The organism is Psychrobacter sp. AOP7-B1-24, from assembly GCF_052376215.1.
Classification (GTDB): domain Bacteria; phylum Pseudomonadota; class Gammaproteobacteria; order Pseudomonadales; family Moraxellaceae; genus Psychrobacter.
Genome location: NZ_JBQSVL010000003.1, coordinates 76309 through 94854, shown reverse-complemented (window position 1 = coordinate 94854; position 18546 = coordinate 76309). Strand labels below are relative to the sequence as shown.

Genomic DNA, 18546 nt, shown 5'->3' with positions numbered 1-18546 from the left:
GATAAACCCTTTTTTATTGTCACAGACAATCATATTATCGCTGCATTATCAAATAATACCATTCACAAGAATACGATTAGCTGTGTCAGAATCGCTTAGCCTACAATGTGTAGTACTTGCACTCTTTTTCCTTGCTACTCTAATTTTTGTGAATGGTATAACTAAAACACTCAAACTGACATTATCCGCATAGAAGTTTGGCCAGTGCTTCTGGTGTGTCAACCTGATAAGTAGGTTGCTGCGCGGCGAGCTCAACACTAGAGGCTGTGCCGTAATTGACTGCTATACTGGTCATCCCAAGTTGCGTTGCCATTTGAATATCATAAACACTGTCACCGATAAAAACCGCATCAGACACTTGCTGCTGCGTATAATCTAAGATATCTATCAGCATTTGCGGATTAGGTTTCGACCCTGCTTCATCAGCACAACGTGTCATCACAAAATAATGATGACTCTCTGAAGCATCTAACACACGATCTAACCCCTTCCGCTTTTTTCCTGTAGCGACTGCTAGTTTTTTACCTTGTTGCTGCAACCTTTGCAACATACTTTCTATTGGCGAAAACAATGGCGTGCTGTGGCTGTTGGCAATATAGTATTCTGCATAGCTTTGTTGAATGGCCAGCTTTTGCGACTCGCTTGCTTCGGGATACAAAATATCGATACCATTCATTAAGCTAAGACCAATGATGTCCTGCACGGCTTTATCCGTCGTCTGAAACCCATGCGCTTCTCCTGCGATATGCATAGATTCAACGATTAAGCCGATGGAGTCCATCAGTGTTCCATCCCAATCAAAGATAACCAGCGTCTTATCTGATAAACGATGATTGGTTGATAGCGGAGAAGTTGTAGCCGATGCTAGTGTACTGGCAGCAGATTGTTCACTCATGAATAAACCTTAGCGAATAGCGATAATAAATAGCGCATATGAATGCGGATACAAAAACGTCACGGCGACTTATTAGAAAAAATAAGAGTTCGTGACGTTTAACGTTAATGCTCAAAAAATTCAGCTTGTTATCTTATTCAGGCAACTTGGTTTGCTCTGGTAGCCAGTCTGCCATGTCATCCGGTAGTGGTGCGGTAATGGTTTCATAACCTGGGATATCTAAGCGCCACGCATGTAGACACAGACGATGAACACCTGACTTGTCATGCACGTTATATTTATCGTCACCCAAGATTGCATGGCCAATATGGGCTAAATGTACACGAATTTGGTGAGTGCGCCCAGTCAAAGGTTTGGCTTCGATTAAGCTCACCGGCTGATCGGCAATCATAAAACGACTATGAACGACAATATCCGTCTGGCTTTCTTTGGCTTGTGGGTCCTGAGCATCTACTTTGACGCGGCGTTCACCACTAGCGACTGTATAGCGTAGTAATGGCGCATCGATACGTTGCTCATTTAGTGTAGGCTGTCCTTTTGCGATACATAAATAATGCTTTTGGATGGTTTTGTCTACCAGATGCTGTTGCAACACCTTTAGCGCTGAACGCTTTTTAGAAATCATCAATAGACCTGACGTATCTTTATCAATACGATGTATCAGCTCTAAGTACTTCTTACCCGTGACTTCACGCATGGCTTCAATAACACCAAAATCCAAACCACTACCACCATGAACGGCAATACCAGAGGGCTTATTTAGCACTAATAAACCGTCATCTTCATAGACCACACGCGCCAGTAGACTTTTGGCAAACTCATCGCTGATAATGGGCTTTTCGCGGGTGGCGAGTACCACTGGCGCGATACGTACCACGTCTTCACGCTGAAGTCTATCATGCGCTTTACAGCGTTTATTATTCACTCGAATCTCATCAGAACGAATCATTTTGTAGATATGCGATTTTGGTAAACCTTTCAACCGGTTCAGCAAAAAATTATCCAAGCGTTGATCGTGCTGATGGCGAGTTACTTCGAGATAATTCACCTTACCAAAGTTGCTGATTTCATCGTCAGCGCTTTGCGGGCGTGTTTTGCTATTGAAAATAGCAGGTGCTTCGTGGATAGATGCATCTTCAGTCATTTTTGAGTTCGTCATTTTTAGTTAGGTATTTACACAAAGATTTGCTATAGTTTAACATGTTGAATGACAATTAAGCAGAGACTGCGGCAATAATCATTGTTGTTTCAGAGAGTTCATTACCATTTTTGCTATTTGCTAGTAACAAGGTATAAGCTGTATGCCCTGCCAAGATTGTACCCTTCATCTAATTTTCGGGCGCATTATTTGTTTAGAACGATCATTTACAGATATTCTAGCGACTGCCCCATAAATTGAAAAACTGCACTGATTTTATTCAGTGCCACAAAATAAATAGTGACACTAACTAAATACCTTTGTGTTCGTAAATTCAGTGTTCATAAAATTGGCAAAACGCCTTTTTATTAAACTCGAATGTTATTAAACGCGAATGACACTAAATTGACTCACAACCTGCATGACAACGACTTTTTTGATAATTATTCATTATTTAATGACTGATTATCTGATGATTCTTTAGACAAGCATAGTTGAGCAAGTATGGGTGATTTAGTATTAGGGTCGATAAATATATCGATAGCTGCCTAAGTATTGGTGGTCAAACAGATAACGATAAGCAAGATATAAATATAGCACCACACCAATAGTTTGGTCATTTATTCTGTTTGCCAAGTACGCCCCGCTGATAATCAGAGCTGCGAGACCTAACTTTACAACTAAAACACCCAAGATATTATTGATGTTAAACCAGTCAGAACGACAAATACAGAGTGACCAATTGCTTTACCTAGAGAAATAACTGCTGACCACTACTACTTAATCATAGTACTGATAACAGCGATATTATTGTTAGACTTTGAGAGATTGATTGCAACAGCCAGATTTTTTCGATATCAATATATTAAGTCAGTAACTGACCGTCACCCACTCTTACAAAGTGCGCTGACATCACTACCAACAAAACCTACTGATACTGAAACTTTAATCGCACGCTGAGTCATTAATATTTAGACCAAACCTATCAGTAATAGGATATAAATAAATAGCCTTACACCCTATAAAATTTATATTTACTTTAGCACTGCTAAAAAATTTAGGTAAAACAAACCATTGAAAAGCCTACGTGCTTTCTTAAATACCTCATTTACGTTCTACTGTTGACTAACATCTACAAACGCTAATTTAACATACTAGCCACACTTGCCATCATACTCTAAAGCCCATCTTGTCGTTGTTGTGCGTACTCATAGGATATAAATATGAAACGCATTTTGATCAACGCAACTCAAAACGAAGAAATTCGTGTCGCCTTATGTAAAGGCAATCATCTGTATGATTTCGACTTAGAAAATCGTACCCGTGAACAAAAAAAATCTAACATCTATAAAGGTCACGTAACTCGTGTCGAACCATCACTCGAAGCGGTATTTGTTGAGTATGGCTCACAGCGTCAAGGGTTTTTACCAATTCGCGAAATTTCTACCGAATATCTAAGTGGTAATCCACGTGATGAAAATATCAAAAAACTGATCAAAGAAGGCGACGAACTCATCGTTCAAGTCGAAAAAGAAGAGCGCGGCAACAAAGGTGCTGCCCTATCGACTTACGTATCATTAGCAGGTCGTTACTTGGTATTGATGCCAAACAACCCTCGTGGCGGCGGTATCTCACGCCAAATCTCAGGCAAGCTACGTGAAGACATGAAGCGCATGCTGGGCAATCTTGATCTGCCAAAAGGCATGAGTGTCATCATTCGTACTGCAGGTATTGGTAAAACTCAAGAAGATTTGCAACACGATTTGAACCATTTGCTCAATATCTGGCAAGCCATCCAAGAACAAAACCAAAAATATCCATCGCCACGCTTGGTTCATCAAGAAGCAGGCGTCGTCACACGTGCTGTCCGTGATTATTTACGTGACGATATCGCTGAGATTTGGATCGATAACGAAAACGCCTACATCGAAGCAGCAGGGTTTATCGATGCAGTGATGCCAAAGCAAGCTGAAAAATTGCGCAAGTATACTGATTATGAGCCGATGTTTTCGCGCTTCAATATCGAAAAACAAATCGAAACGGCTTATCAACGTGAAGTGCGTTTGCCATCAGGTGGTTCAATCGTCATCGACCAAACTGAAGCATTGGTTTCGATCGATATCAACTCAGCCAAGTCCACCAAAGGTTCAGACGTTGCGGAGACTGCTTACCATACCAACCTCGAAGCAGCCGATGAGATTGCTCGTCAGCTACGTCTTCGTGATATGGGTGGTTTGATTGTTATTGACTTCATTGACATGAATGACAACAAGCATCAAAAAGAAGTTGAAAAACGTCTAATCGATGCCACCAAATATGACCGTGCGCGCGTTCAGTTTGGTGATATTTCTAAGTTTGGTTTGATGGAGATGAGCCGTCAGCGCTTACGTCCTTCACTAGAAGAGTCAACTGGTTATATCTGCCCGCGCTGCCATGGCAATGGTATGATTCGTGACTTGCGCTCATTATCTCTATCGATTATGCGTCAGATCGAGCAAATCGCGCTAAAAGAACGTCAAGGTGAAGTACAAGCTGAAGTGCCAACTGACATCGCAGCATTCTTATTAAATGAAAAGCGCGACAGTTTAGTCTATCTTGAACAAGACAGTGGTACTCGTATTACTATCTTGCCGCATGCACATTTAGAGTCACCAAATTTCAAACTGCACTTTAACCGTGATGGTTTTGCGCCATCAAGCTATGAGCGCATTACCGACACTCAGCAGCAAGAACATAGCGACCTTGGCTACAATGTTGATTGGCAAACGGCTGAAAAAGAACGCCCTGAGCAACAGCCTACTCGCCAGCCACGCCAAACAGCAGCAAATAAAGCCACTAATAAACCAACTACAACGGTTGAGCACAGTAATGATCGTCGCAACAATAAAAGTGCGACCAATGTTTCATCTACACGTGCACCTCAAGCTAATAAAAATCAAAGCGTTGCAGCACCAACGACTGCTCCAGTAGCAACACAACCAGCTAAAGTTGAGACAGCCGCCCAACCACAAGCAGTGGCCTGGTTATCTAATCTGTTTGCTCAAGCACCTCAAGCCACGACAACGCCTAACGTCAGCAGTCATGATGCAGCAGAAGCCATTGAGGCACTGGTGAATAACGGCGCACAAAGCTTAGGTTCATTTGGTCAAATTGATAACAGTGCTTTGAATAATGCTGCAGATAACGCGCAAGCAACTCAGCAAGACCGTCATCAGAAAAGTGATAATCAATCATCAAATAACAACACCAATAATCAACAGGCGCGTCGTAACTCAGACAACAACACTGAGGACGGTAATAGCGAAGACAGAAGAAGACGTAAGCCTCGCAAGTCTAGATCATCTAAGCCGCGTCAAAGAAAAGAGCAAACCGATGAGAGCACCAGTAATGTAAACAGCGACACAGAACGTAATGCGTCGAATAATGCCGTAAATGATACTGATGACAAACAGTCTAGCAATCAAGACAAACGTCAACAGGGTAATAAACGCACGAACGATCGAAATCGTAACAATCGTCAAGATAGCCATGCTCAACACGGCAACCGTCAACACAGTAACCGTAATGCAAGCGAACGCAATGAGACTACTGATAAAGACAGCAGCTCAGCAGATGAGCAAACTCGTAATAAACGTAAGTCGCATAGCCAACGCGGCTCACGTGGCAAGTTAGAGCGCGGTGAAACGCTAACAGCTGATAATATCAAACAGCAATCAGCTTCAGGTAATAATGGCAGCAAAAACCAAGCTAATACCCGCCGTAATCAAAACCCTAACGAAGTCGTGCTACAGGTCAACGAAGCACCTGCTGCGCTTAAGCCATCAGAAGTTGTGCATTTGTCTTTAGATGACAGTAAATCGATGCAGACAAAGTCTCAAGCTACTGAAAAGCAAAGCTCAACAAATGAGGTTGCGAAAGACAAAGTAGCAAAAGCGTCTAATGCTCAAGCGCAGACTAATCACAGAAACACTAATAAAAAAGTGACTGACGATAAGGTTGCGGCTGAAAAAGCGACTGCTAGCAACGCTGTAGAAATCAGTGAAGCTAAGGTTGATAGCACGGCTAAAGACGATAGTCAGCACAACACCATGAAAGCTAATGCTAATACTGATGTCAAGGAACCCGTTACAGGTGAACCGTCCGTGTCTAAAAGTGATAAAGACAGCGCATCTGACGACACTGTGAAGCCAGTAGCAGATAAGCATCAGGAAACTGCTAAGGGTAATGACGAGTGTGACAATGCTCAAAAGGCTGCGAGCGCTCAGAAAGCTGATAATAGCGTAAAATCTAGCAATGAGGGTGACAGTACCAAGAGCAAATCCGCACTTGAGCTGACACATGAGGCATTGTTCGCATCACGCTACGTGACTGCTGAGAAGTTTGGTCAAGCCAGTAATGATCCTCGTGTTGTCCTTAGTCAACAGGCGCAATCACAGGTGACACCAGAGCCTAAAGTCAACGAACAAGCAGTAGCAAGCGTACCTGCTATTCACGGTACGGTTGGCGAGTTTATTCGTGCAACGTTGCCAGAAGCACAGACTCGCTTGACAGCAGATGGCGTGATTAACTGCTTTATCGAAACCGTTGCTTTACACATGGAGCAAGCACAACGTGCTGATAGTGATGCAAACGTGAGCGTCAATAATGGCAGCGATCTTGCGAGTCAGAGCTTTGACTTTAGCAACTATGGCTATCAACCATTAACGGCTGATTATCTATCACGCTTCGAGATGATGACCCAAGCTGTCAGTCAATTTGCAGCAGCCCCAGGGAAAACAGACGTTGATCCTCGCACCATTGGTAAGCGTGCCAGTAATGATCCACGTGGTCAGCACCCTGACTATCAGGAGCCAGCCGTATTAGATGCCCATCAAGTTGAGGCAACGGCACTATCGAATCAGGATCAAACTGATGATGTCAGTGCTGATAGTAAGCAACTGCTAGCCGCCGATAAAACACTATCAGAAGCTGACAGCCAGCAACCAGATGTAGAGAGCACTACCAAAAACGTAGATGCCAAAAGTGCTGATAAAAGTGATGATGAAGCAGTTGAACAAGTCCTTGAATCGACTTCAGAAGATCCGACTAAAGAAGACAGTCAGGCTGCTAAGTCAAAGACGACTATTGCCAGTTATAAAAATATGATCGAAAATGTGGCTGAGCAACTACTGCCTCAAACCGGTATGTTTAACTTAACCACACCCAAAGTGCCAAAGGCTCGCACTCGTAAGCCTAAAGCAGATCATAAGAAGCCAACGCAAGCTGAAAAGCTAGAGAATGAAGATACAGACAGCGATAGCTAATCTTATCGATCTCAATGCAAAAGCCCCAAAGTTGTCAGCAACTTTGGGGCTTTTTTAGATCGACTTTTAAGCTATTGGAACATCACTAGAAGTGCTTAGACGGTACTCTTATTTGAAAGTCTTAACAAAATAAGCAAACACCCTAACCCTAAGACAGCGTAATAAATAATATCAGTGGGCTGATGTCGTACTATCATTCTTACCGCGAATTTTGGCAATCACCGTAAATATAGCAACCACTATCGCACCAATAATAAAGCCTATAGCACCATTTAATATCGCAGTCGTCACACTTTCAAAAATACCTGTGAGATGTGCAATACCCTCAACGCCATGATGCAAAAAGCCAATACCATGTACTAAAATACCACCACCTACTAAGAACATAGCTAAAGTACCCGCGATAGATAAAAACTTCATCAACTTTGGCGCAGCAGCAAACATAACCTTGCCAAGTTGCTGTTTGAATTTGCTTTCCTGCTCCATCAGATGCAAGCCGACATCATCTATCTTTACAATACCAGCCACCAAACCATAAATACCAATAGTAATACCAATGGCTAAAATAGAAAGTACCAAGCTTCGTTCTAATAATGTGGCACTGGCAGTTGTACCCAGTGCAATAACAATAATTTCAGCTGACAGAATAAAATCTGTCCGTACTGCCCCTTTAATTTTTTCCTTTTCAAAAGCGACCAAGTCCACTGTTTCGTCAGCATTGGCTTTCCGACGCGCATTTTGTTCTTCATCATGCGGTAAAGCATGTGGCCAGAAACGATGGATGACTTTTTCAGCACCTTCATAAACCAAAAACAAACCACCACACATTAATAAAAAAGTGACTAGGGGTGGGTAAACAGCACTAATTAACAATGCAGCAGGCACCAGAATCAGTTTATTAACAAACGATCCTTTTGCGACTGCCCAGACTACTGGTAACTCGCGGTTGGCTTTGACGCCTGTGACTTGCTCAGCATTGAGTGCCAAATCATCGCCTAAGACGCCGGCTGTTTTTTTAGCAGCAACTTTGGTCATGACTGAAACGTCATCCAATATCACACTGATATCATCAAGTAGAGTTAATAAACTGGCACCTGCCATGTGTAGTCCTTATCTGCATTTTTTGAAGTAAATAGTTCTATACAAAGGATTATTATATAGAATCTTATAGAATAATGTTAAATACTATAAAGTGTATTAAACACCCTAGCGATACGAGCATAGATATTAAATAGTACAAATGTATCCTATTTTTACAGTTCACTTGTCTCTATACGACTATTGTCATGCCTTTTATTTACCGATATAGCTTACTAGCCCGTGGCTATTATTTACTATAAATATGTTAGTATAGTCGGAATTACCGTTTACTTGACATTATCAATATTTCTCTATATCTCCTTAACATTCAAAACCTTAAGGAGTTTTGCGTTCATTATCATACGTATACTATTATTAGCTCCATTCTCAAAACAAACTATGATTAGGCACGATGCCTATAGGAAACCCGTATGTCGCTTCCCTCTATCAAAAACACCATCTCGCAAAGTCGATTTTCTCGTACTCTTCTCTCTCGTTTTATGATCAGTACACTACTGGTTGGTATCGCTGCTGGCTGCTCAAACAATGCTGCCGATGCCACCAATAATACCAGTATTGTCAGCAACGCAGAGAGCAACGTCAGTGCTGATAAAACGTCAACGGATAGCGATGCTACAGTGGTAAAAGCATTACAAGCCAACTTAAATGCTTCTGGTATCGAGGAAAACATCATTTCAGCAGTACCAACGGATATGGATGGGATTTATTGGGTAACGGCTGAAGGTCTGCCACCTTTCTTTACTGACAAAGTAGGTAAGCACATCATTCAAGGGCAAATCATTGCAGTCGGTGAACAAACTCCTGTAGATATTAGTGCGGCACTGGTTGCTAGCACGGCCCAAGAAGCGTTAAAGGCAGTCGACAAAAAAGACATGGTTATTTACCCAGCAAAAGGTGAAACAAAATCAATTATCTATGCCTTTACTGATGCAGACTGTGGTTACTGCCGTAAGCTGCATTCAGAAATAGACGATATCAATGCGCGCGGTGTCGAAGTGCGTTACTTAGCATGGCCACGTAGCCAACAGTCAATACCAAAAATGGAAGCGATTTGGTGCAGTGAAGATCGCAAAGCGGCAATGAATCAAGCAAAAACAGGCGCCAATGTGCAAGCGCCTAGCTGTGCAAACCCTGTACAAGAGCATATGGCCTTGGGTGCAAAACTCGGTGTGCGTGGTACCCCAGCTATCTTTACTGAAGCAGGACAACAAATTGGTGGCTATCTACCTGCCGCACAATTGGCAGAAGCCGCTGGCGCTAACTAAGATTCATTGTATGCGTTAATCATTATTGATATCTATACTTGCTAGCAGATAGTTTTAGAGATAAGAACGATGAGCGGTATTACTATAAATAGTAAACTAGATCATGCTTTCATTTTAAAAATGGAAACATAACGGTGGCGATATTGTGTAGACGTCAGAACTGCTTGTCGGTATGATACGATAAAACGCTATGAAAAATCTGCAGCATACTACTTTTATTTGAGTACTTTTTATTCAACTATAATGAAGTCACGATAGCACTACTACTGTCAAAGTACGCTTATTACTATTAGTAAATTTGACCTGTAATAGTTTTGCACTTGATTCATTATATTTAACCTCTTGAGGATACTGTGAGCAATTCCATCAAACTAGCGATACTTGGTCTGGGCACTGTCGGCACTGGCGTGATCAATCTTATTAATGACAACTTAGCTGAGCTAAAGCGCCGTAGCGGCCATGATATTATTATTACCGAAGTTGGTACGCGCCGTCAGCGTGATGATATTGATCCTAATATTATTCAAAACAGTGACTTGATGGCAGTGGCTGCAAGCGATAATGTCGACATTGTTATCGAAGTGATCGGTGGTACTACTTTAGCTAAAGATGTCATCATGCACGCTATTAAAAATGGCAAACATGTCGTCACTGCAAACAAAGCACTATTGGCTGAACATGGCAATGAAATTTTTGCATTTGCAGAAGACAATAACGTCCATGTCGCCTATGAAGCAGCAGTGGCAGGCGGTATTCCCATCATTAAAGTAATGCGTGAAGCGTTAGCGGCCAATAAAGTCAATTGGCTTGCAGGTATCATCAACGGAACTGGCAACTTCATCATGACCGAAATGCGTGATAAAGGTCGTCCGTTCTCCGATGTGCTGAGCGAAGCACAAGAGCTAGGTTATGCTGAAGCAGATCCAACGTTTGATGTGGAAGGTATCGATGCGGCGCATAAACTCGCCCTACTCGCCTCTATTGCATTTGGTATCCCATTACAGTTTGATAAGGTCTACTGTGAGGGCATCACTGGTATTACCTTGCAAGATGTGAACTATGCTGAAGAGCTTGGCTACCGTATCAAGCATTTAGGCTTTGCTGTACGCCGTGATGGTCAGGGTGACAATGCCGCCGCTGGCATCGAGTTACGTGTACATCCAACGCTTATCCCGCAAAATGCGCTATTGGCTAATGTCAATGGCGTAAAAAATGCAGTCTTGGTCAACTCTCATCCACTTGGACAAACGCTCTATTGCGGGGATGGCGCTGGCGCTGGGGCGACGGCTTCTGCAGTCATGGCCGATGTCATGGATTTGGTTCGCGTGTTAGGTAACAAAGATGGCGATGAGCAAGACAGCAACAATCAAAACAACCACGGGCATCATGTACCGCATCTGGCATTTATCCCTGAGCAATTATCAGACACACCAATATTACGCGCTGAGCAGATGACGACTGGTTACTATCTGCGTGTACATGCCAGTGACAACCCTGGGGTATTGGCCGATATCACTCGCATCCTAAGCGATGCTGGTATCAATATCGATGCGATTTTACAAAAGCCTGCACATAAAGTTGGTCAAGTCCCAGTAATTATTCTGACCTTACCTGTGGTTGAGAGTCAGATGAACTTAGCGATTGAAAAAATTGAAAACTTAGAAACCATTACTGATAAAGTAGTACGCATTCGCTTAGATGAGCTAGCATAAAACTAAGTAACTGAAACTGCTGCTCACCTATCTGCGTTTGATAATGAATAAATGTTTGATTTTACTCAGCGTAAAATACTCTCATTTAAAATACGTAAAAGGGAATAATAAAAATGTCAAATGATGCAATTGTAATTTTAAACGGCGCACGTACTCCAATGGGCGGCTTCCAAGGTGCCTTAAAAGATATGAGTGCGACAGATCTTGGAGCCGCTGCCATTAAAGCTGCGGTCGAGCGCTCAGGTGTTAGTAGTGATAACATTGATGAAGTTATCATGGGCTGTATCTTGACTGCAGGTCTGGGTCAAGGTCCTGCCCGTCAAGCAATGCGTAAAGCAGGTTTGTCTGATGCAACTGGTGCTGTCACTATTAACAAACTGTGTGGCTCAGGCCTAAAAGCAGTCATGCAAGCACATGACGGTATCAAAGCAGGTAGCTTCAATGTCGCGGTTGCAGGTGGTATGGAATCAATGACCAACGCACCCTATATCCTGCCAGGCTCACGTGGCGGCTATCGTATGGGGCATAAAGAGGTCAAAGACCATATGTTCTTGGATGGTTTAGAAGATGCTGAAACTGGCAAGCTGATGGGTAGTTTCGCTCAAGAAATGGCGAATGAAAAAGGCTATACGCGCGAGCAAATGGATGAGTTTGCTATCGAATCTCTCAATCGTGCACTAACAGCTATCAAAGATGGTCACTTTGCAGATGAAATCGAAGCGGTTACCTTTAAAACTCGTAAAGGTGAGCAAACGATTGATACTGATGAGCAACCACCTCTTGCCAATGCCGATCGTATTCCTACCTTACGCCCAGCATTTGCCAAAGATGGTACCATCACTGCGGCAAACGCTAGCTCGATATCTGATGGTGCTGCCGCCGTGGTCGTCATGAAAGAATCGCAAGCGCAAGCTGAAGGTTTGGATTACCAAGCACGTATCATCGCTACAGCATCCAACTCTCGTCATCCAAGCGAATTTACCATTGCACCAATCGGTGCGATTGAAAAAGTACTGGCTAGTGCTGGTTGGTCGGTGGCCGATGTCGACCTATGGGAAATCAACGAAGCTTTTGCGATGGTTACCATGGCTGCGATGGACGAGCTAAAAATTGACCATGCCAAAGTCAACGTAGAAGGTGGTGCTTGTGCACTGGGTCATCCAGTAGGCTGTTCTGGTGCTCGTATTTTAGTCACTCTGATCAACTCTCTAAAACGCACTGGCGGTAAAAAAGGCGTTGCCACCTTATGTATCGGTGGCGGTGAAGCAGTGGCAGTTGCCATAGAACTGGCTTAAGGCGGATTTGTTAAATATAGAATTGCTTTGAGCATTAGAAAATTCTTAACATTCAAAAACCCGCAGTGTATCAAACACTGCGGTTTTTTTATGTCTATCTACTCTCAATACCCTCAAAACATTACTCTCTGTAAAAACACGTTAATGTATACCCCCACCTATGTTATGCCATTTACAGCCTATTACACGCAATTACTTCAAGTGCACACTTTGCTACCTTGCTCATATATCTCATCAGAAATCCTGATGTTAGGATTATTACAAGTCGATATAGAGTTTTCTTATGACTTATTAAGTAATTGATTATAAAAATATTTTTCTTGAAGATGTACTATTATTCAAATAACTATTAATAATTATCCCATAAAATAATTAACTCATAAAAAAGGAAGACAACAATGAGCCAACTAATCCGTTTAAAAGATATCCAAGCAACTCACCATGACCTTATTGGTGACGACTATTATGATCCAACAGGCAAAACTGCATATGGTATCAATGAAGACAAAGTCGGTAAAATTGAAGGTGCGTTGGTAGAAGATACCACTGGCCGTATCCGTTATCTCATTGTCGATGCAGGTGGCTGGTTCAGCTCAAAAGAAGTACTAGTACCAGCAGGTCTCGCTCGTATCGTTGGTGATGATGTATTCTTTGATAGCTTAACCAAAGCTCAAGTAGAAGCTATGGAAGTATATGATCATGACTATCAGTATAGTTATAAAGATCAACATCAAAAAGATCGCCAAGCCTTTGTCGCTGATAGTGTTCCTGCTGCAGAGCGCATGGAAATCGCTGATCATGCCTATGAAGCACCAAATACCCTAGAGTTACTAGAAGAGCGTTTAACTGTCAATAAAGACCGTATCGTCGCTGGCTTAGTTAAAGTCGGTAAGCATGTGGTCACTGAAGAGCGTAATGTCGATGTCGAGCTAGAAGAAGAGCATGCCAATATTCAACGTACCAATGTCGACCGTCCGACAGACCGCCGTATCGGTGATGTAAATGGTGATGAAACAGTTGAAGTCGAGTTACAAGCGGAACGTGCACGCGTTGGTAAAGATACCTATGTGTCAGAAGAGGTCAATGTTGGTAAAACAACCGACCGTCATACCGAAACTATCGTTGAAACCATTCAGCGTGAAGAGTTAGACGTTGATCGTGACGGAAATGTGGTCGACCGTGAAGGCAATGTCATAGATCGCGAGGGAATCACTGCAGAAGACGTACGCCGCGCACGTGATCTGTAATACACTACACCACCACATTATTTGACTGTCATTACAACTAAATAAAATCTAGATAAAGATAACAGTCACAAGTAGCTAAGTTTAGCTATTTAGGTTTTTCTATTTAGATTTTCGCTTAGAAAATTAAGATCAGGGTATAACTCTGGTCTTTTTTTTGCTCAGCTTTTACTCATTCATATAGTTGAGTTCAAATAATTTCGATACAAAAAAAACCGAGTGCAAGCTATATATTAGTATGGTCAGCGAGGATGACGATGTAGCAGATTTATATAGGTTTGACTATCTAAGCCATGTTAAACATTGCTGATAAAACGCCCGCAAAAAATAATAACGTTAAATGAACCAAATTTTTCAATACTCGCCCTCCATTCCTGTATAACTATAAATATTGCTCAATTATAAGGAAACGATGATGACCACTAATAACAATAAAGACAAGCGCCTAGACAGATCAGACAAAAATCAAGTTTTACCACCTGATCAACAAACTGACAAGAAAGGCATCAGTGATGAAAAAAAAACTGGTTATTTAGAATTGCTAGAAGAACGTCCAGTCATTAACAAAGAACGCTTGGATGTCGGAAAAGTCACGGTCACTAAGCATGCGCGCACTAGAACCGTTGATGTACCCATCGAGCTAGTAGAAGAATACCTTACCATTCGCACTGAGTTCAATGATGCAGAAAGTCAGGACCTATTGTCTGGTGATTATGACAAACAGGATATATTGCGTCATGTTGAACCATCATTGGACAGTAAAGCCGTTATCACCATTAATGGTAAGCAAATACAAATCGGTGATGACCCTATCGAAATGGTCTTGTCTCGCCAAGTAGCTACCATTATGAAGGAAACCTATACTGTCCAAGAAATAGATATCAGTAAAACCACGCATACTCATACCGATACCATTCAAGTAGCGCTGAAACATGAAGAATTGGATGTACGAGAAGAAGGGCTTTTGGATCATGAGGATAGTAATACCATGCACAAAAATTAGAGTAGCAAGGAAAACGAGTGCAAGTACTATTCACTGTAGACTAAGCAAGTTTGACACTGCTAATCGTATTTTTTGGGATTGGTATAATACGCATAAGTAAGCCAAAAGTTGGTAATAAAAAAAGCAACGATAACGTTGCTTTTTTTATTGCTTAGACCATAGTGAATGTTTTAGGGTGTGTCCTCATCAGCATCGCTATCTTCAGCAGCACTATCCATCGAGATAGCCGCATCACCTTCTACTTCATCGACCGATGTATCTGTAGTATCAATGATCACTTCAGTCGGCTCAGCAGGTTCAGCAGACATTGGTACTGTTTCTTCAGTATTAATACCGTCTTCTATATCACCCTCTGTCTCTGGCTGTTGCTGACAGGCGCTGATAGACAACACACCAGCAAGCAGTGCCGTCAACGCCATTGAACGACGTAACCCTTTTGCTAACTCTAAACTCATAACACTCTCCAAATAAATCTGTTAAATACTATAGCCTGTCAATAAATACACGCCTACGCTGAATTTGTAAGAAATCAATACAGCATATAGTCAAAGAACTCTAAAATGAGTATAAGGCAGCCAACTGTAGATTGTACAAGTAGTACATCTAAGAAGGATAACGCCGTAGTGACTTAGTAGTTCAGCGACTATATCTGAGAGTATTAGTGCGTGTCTTAATAAATACCAAAAAACCCCTATCCACTTTAGATAAGGGCTTTTCCTATAGTATTGCTAATATATCTCTACTAACGATTCAGTACCTAGCGTCCACACCTACTTATTAGAGCTAAATTTTGCCATGACAGTGTTTGTACTTGAGGCCTGAGCCACACGGACAAGGCGCATTACGGCTGATGTTTGAGCCTGCATATGGGTTTGGCTCACCAGCTGTACTCCCTGCTATCGAAGCCGCTGCTGCTGCACTGGCTACAGCACGGTTGTCAGGTTGCGACTGTGCAGCTGAGTTGCTTGCGCCACTATCTAAGTTATCAATGTCATTATGCTCGAACTGCATTTGCATATGAGCAGCATTCTCACGTTGCTGCGCTTCCAATGCTTCTAGCTCTTCTTTGGTAGGAATATGTACACGTGATAAATCTTGTACTGTTTCAGATTTAATCGCACCTAGCATCATTTGGAACAACTCAAACGACTCACGCTTATATTCTTGCTCTGGGTTTTTTTGTGCGTAACCACGTAAATGAATACCTTTACGTAACTGGTCCATCTGCGTTAGATGCTCTTTCCAATGCTTGTCTAGACTCTGTAGCATAAAGTGACGTTCTAGCTGAGCTGCGTCTTTTTCACCCATCTGCTCACGGCGCCCATGATAGCGCTCTAAGGCTGTTTGAATGATTTTTTCACGCAGTCCTTCTTCATCTAAGCGGCGATCCTCGTCTAGCCAATCATTAATCGGCATCGAGATTTTGAACTCATCTTCTAGCTCATCCTCTAAACCATCGATATTCCATTGGTCATCGATAGAGCCCGGTGGAATAAACTGGTTGATCATGGCGTTATAAACTTCACGATGCATCACTTCGAGAGCCTCGAGTAAATCCATCTCTGCCAACAAGTCATCACGCTGACCATAGATAACTTTACGCTGCTCATTGGCAACATCATCGTATTTCAATAGGTTTTTACGGGCATCAAAATCACGACTTTCAACCTTACCCTGCGCATTCTCAATCGATTTGGAGACCATTTTGTGTTCGATGGCCTCGTCTTCTTTTAGACCCATCGCACGCATCATATTGACCACGCGATCGCCTGCAAAGATACGCATGAGGTCATCTTCAAGCGATAAGAAAAATCGCGACATACCAGGATCACCTTGACGACCGGCACGACCACGCAACTGGTTATCAATACGGCGTGATTCATGGCGCTCAGAACCAATAATATGTAGACCACCTGCCTCAACCACTTTGTCATGCTTGACTTGCCATTGATCTTTTAAGCGCTGCATTTCCTCTGGGCTAACCGCATCAATGTCCTCAATAAACGACTGCCAATTACCACCAAGGATAATATCGGTACCACGACCTGCCATGTTGGTCGCAATAGTGACTGATTTTGGGCTACCCGCTTGGGCGATAATTTCTGCCTCACGCTCATGCTGCTTAGCATTCAAGACATTGTGCTTAACGCCTTCTTGATCGAGTAGATAAGACAATTCTTCACTGGCTTCAATCGTCGCCGTACCAACCAGTACTGGCGCACCTTTGGCTTGAATTTCTTTAATTTCGCGGATAATGCCTTTGTACTTACCTAGCTTGGTCAAGAAAATCTGATCATCCATATCGATACGAGCAATTGGCTCATGCGTTGGAATGACGATGACATCTAAATCATAAGTTGATTTGAATTCTGCCGCTTCGGTATCTGCTGTGCCCGTCATACCAGATAATTTGTCATAAAGACGGAAGTAATTCTGGAATGTGGTGGTCGCAAGCGTTTGGTTTTCTGCTTGAATATCGACGCCTTCTTTGGCTTCTACTGCTTGATGTAGACCTTCTGACCAGCGACGACCCGGCATGGTACGACCAGTATTTTCATCAACGATGACCACTTCGCCTTCATCAACGATGTAATGCACATTTTTTACAAAGACATGATGCGCACGAATGGCGGCTTGCACGTGAGCCAATAACGGCAAACGGCTTGGACTATATAAGCTTTCGTTTTCGCCAAGCTCACCGACTTCGACTAAGAAACGCTCAATTTTCTCATAGCCTTTTTCGCTAATCTCAATTTGACGGTTCTTTTCATCAATCCAAAAGTCTTCGTCTTCGTTGTTTTTGTTGGCTTCTTCATCTTTTGAGCGAACAAGAACAGGAATAATGGTATTAATCAACGCATACATACGTGATGAATCTTCGGCTTGACCCGAAATAATGAGCGGCGTACGGGCTTCATCGATCAAAATAGAGTCAATTTCATCGATAATACAGAAGTTCAGTGGACGCTGTTTTTTCTCAGCAAGACTAAACACCATGTTATCGCGTAGGTAATCAAAGCCGTATTCATTATTGGTACCGTAAGTGATATCCGCTTGATAGGCCTCAACTTTATCCTGCGGTGGCTGCTGCGAATAAATAACACCAACCGTCATACCCAAAAAGCCAAATAAGGGGCGGTTCAATTCGGCATCACGCGCCGCCAAATAATCGTTAACGGTAACCAAATGAACGCCTTTACCACTAATGCCATTGAGGTACATGGCTAAGGTTCCCATTAGGGTCTTACCTTCACCAGTTTTCATCTCGGCGATTTTACCTTCATGCAAGGTAATACCACCAATCAGCTGCACATCATAGTGACGCATACCATTGACACGTAGCGATGCTTCACGGCAGACAGCAAAAGCTTCTGGTAATAATGCATCTAAGCTTTCACCATTTTGGTAACGTGCTTTAAACTCTGCGGTTTTTTGTTTTAATTGCTCATCAGACAGTGCTTGTATTTCGGCTTCTTGTGCATTAATTTTACTGACCACTTTGCGCATACGCTTTAATTCGCGGTCATTTTTGGTGCCAACGACACTGCCTATAATCTTTGATAACATAATTTTTTGACCTATGGAAATAT

Annotated in this window: 11 protein-coding genes; 6 read left to right on the top strand and 5 right to left on the bottom strand. The window is 42.4% G+C overall.

From position 1 onward, the window contains the following. Positions 1–181: 181 nt before the first annotated feature. Both ACT3QP_RS01465 and ACT3QP_RS01460 read right to left on the bottom strand, forming a co-directional pair. Entirely contained in the window at positions 182–895 is a 714-nt protein-coding gene (locus ACT3QP_RS01465; RefSeq protein ID WP_444524181.1) for an HAD family hydrolase, read from the bottom strand. Positions 896–1028: 133 nt separating this feature from the next. Continuing rightward, complete coding sequence (locus tag ACT3QP_RS01460) at positions 1029–2039, bottom strand: RluA family pseudouridine synthase (RefSeq protein WP_192991861.1); 1011 nt, start codon at positions 2037–2039, stop codon at positions 1029–1031. A 1217-nt stretch (positions 2040–3256) separates the two neighbouring features. On the opposite strand from ACT3QP_RS01460, the gene ACT3QP_RS01455 reads away from it, so the two are divergent. Next, positions 3257–7336, top strand: a complete 4080-nt coding sequence (locus ACT3QP_RS01455; RefSeq protein ID WP_444524180.1) for an Rne/Rng family ribonuclease — start codon at positions 3257–3259, stop codon at positions 7334–7336. A 171-nt stretch (positions 7337–7507) separates the two neighbouring features. Here ACT3QP_RS01455 and ACT3QP_RS01450 read toward each other — a convergent pair whose 3' ends face one another. Continuing rightward, positions 7508–8437 carry a DUF808 domain-containing protein gene (locus tag ACT3QP_RS01450; RefSeq protein ID WP_192991859.1) on the bottom strand — a complete coding sequence of 310 codons (930 nt, stop codon included), beginning with the start codon at positions 8435–8437 and terminating at the stop codon, positions 7508–7510. Between the two features lie 410 nt (positions 8438–8847). Here ACT3QP_RS01450 and ACT3QP_RS01445 point away from each other — a divergent pair, with 410 nt between their 5' ends. From ACT3QP_RS01445 to ACT3QP_RS01425, 5 genes are all read left to right on the top strand, one after another. Beyond that, positions 8848–9702 carry a DsbC family protein gene (locus ACT3QP_RS01445; RefSeq protein WP_444524179.1) on the top strand — a complete coding sequence of 285 codons (855 nt, stop codon included), beginning with the start codon at positions 8848–8850 and terminating at the stop codon, positions 9700–9702. 353 nt (positions 9703–10055) lie between these two features. Next, entirely contained in the window at positions 10056–11414 is a 1359-nt protein-coding gene (locus ACT3QP_RS01440) for a homoserine dehydrogenase (RefSeq protein WP_442063384.1), read from the top strand. 113 nt (positions 11415–11527) lie between these two features. Continuing rightward, positions 11528–12709, top strand: coding sequence for a thiolase family protein (locus ACT3QP_RS01435; RefSeq protein WP_192518134.1), 1182 nt, complete (start codon positions 11528–11530; stop codon positions 12707–12709). Between the two features lie 398 nt (positions 12710–13107). Continuing rightward, on the top strand, positions 13108–13956 hold the full coding sequence (locus tag ACT3QP_RS01430) for a DUF2382 domain-containing protein (RefSeq protein WP_192991855.1): 849 nt from the start codon (positions 13108–13110) through the stop codon (positions 13954–13956). 412 nt (positions 13957–14368) lie between these two features. After that, a complete protein-coding gene (locus ACT3QP_RS01425) occupies positions 14369–14956 on the top strand; it encodes a YsnF/AvaK domain-containing protein (RefSeq protein WP_444524178.1) in 588 nt (195 codons plus the stop codon). A 170-nt stretch (positions 14957–15126) separates the two neighbouring features. Here ACT3QP_RS01425 and ACT3QP_RS01420 read toward each other — a convergent pair whose 3' ends face one another. Together ACT3QP_RS01420 and secA are read right to left on the bottom strand one after the other, a co-directional pair. Then, positions 15127–15411, bottom strand: coding sequence for a hypothetical protein (locus tag ACT3QP_RS01420; protein WP_192518137.1), 285 nt, complete (start codon positions 15409–15411; stop codon positions 15127–15129). A 328-nt stretch (positions 15412–15739) separates the two neighbouring features. Next, positions 15740–18523: a preprotein translocase subunit SecA gene (secA, locus tag ACT3QP_RS01415; protein ID WP_444524177.1), complete on the bottom strand. Its 2784-nt coding sequence runs from the start codon at positions 18521–18523 to the stop codon at positions 15740–15742. Between the last annotated feature and the right edge of the window lie 23 nt (positions 18524–18546).

Excerpts from the sequence above, each read along its gene's own strand:
- ACT3QP_RS01465 (WP_444524181.1), bottom strand. The coding sequence starts at position 895 with ATGAGTGAACAATCTGCTGCCAGTACACTAGCATCGGCTACAACTTCT.
- ACT3QP_RS01460 (WP_192991861.1), bottom strand. The coding sequence starts at position 2,039 with ATGACTGAAGATGCATCTATCCACGAAGCACCTGCTATTTTCAATAGC.
- ACT3QP_RS01455 (WP_444524180.1), top strand. The coding sequence starts at position 3,257 with ATGAAACGCATTTTGATCAACGCAACTCAAAACGAAGAAATTCGTGTC.
- ACT3QP_RS01450 (WP_192991859.1), bottom strand. The coding sequence starts at position 8,437 with ATGGCAGGTGCCAGTTTATTAACTCTACTTGATGATATCAGTGTGATA.
- ACT3QP_RS01445 (WP_444524179.1), top strand. The coding sequence starts at position 8,848 with ATGTCGCTTCCCTCTATCAAAAACACCATCTCGCAAAGTCGATTTTCT.
- ACT3QP_RS01435 (WP_192518134.1), top strand. The coding sequence starts at position 11,528 with ATGTCAAATGATGCAATTGTAATTTTAAACGGCGCACGTACTCCAATG.
- ACT3QP_RS01430 (WP_192991855.1), top strand. The coding sequence starts at position 13,108 with ATGAGCCAACTAATCCGTTTAAAAGATATCCAAGCAACTCACCATGAC.
- ACT3QP_RS01425 (WP_444524178.1), top strand. The coding sequence starts at position 14,369 with ATGACCACTAATAACAATAAAGACAAGCGCCTAGACAGATCAGACAAA.
- ACT3QP_RS01420 (WP_192518137.1), bottom strand. The coding sequence starts at position 15,411 with ATGAGTTTAGAGTTAGCAAAAGGGTTACGTCGTTCAATGGCGTTGACG.
- secA (WP_444524177.1), bottom strand. The coding sequence starts at position 18,523 with ATGTTATCAAAGATTATAGGCAGTGTCGTTGGCACCAAAAATGACCGC.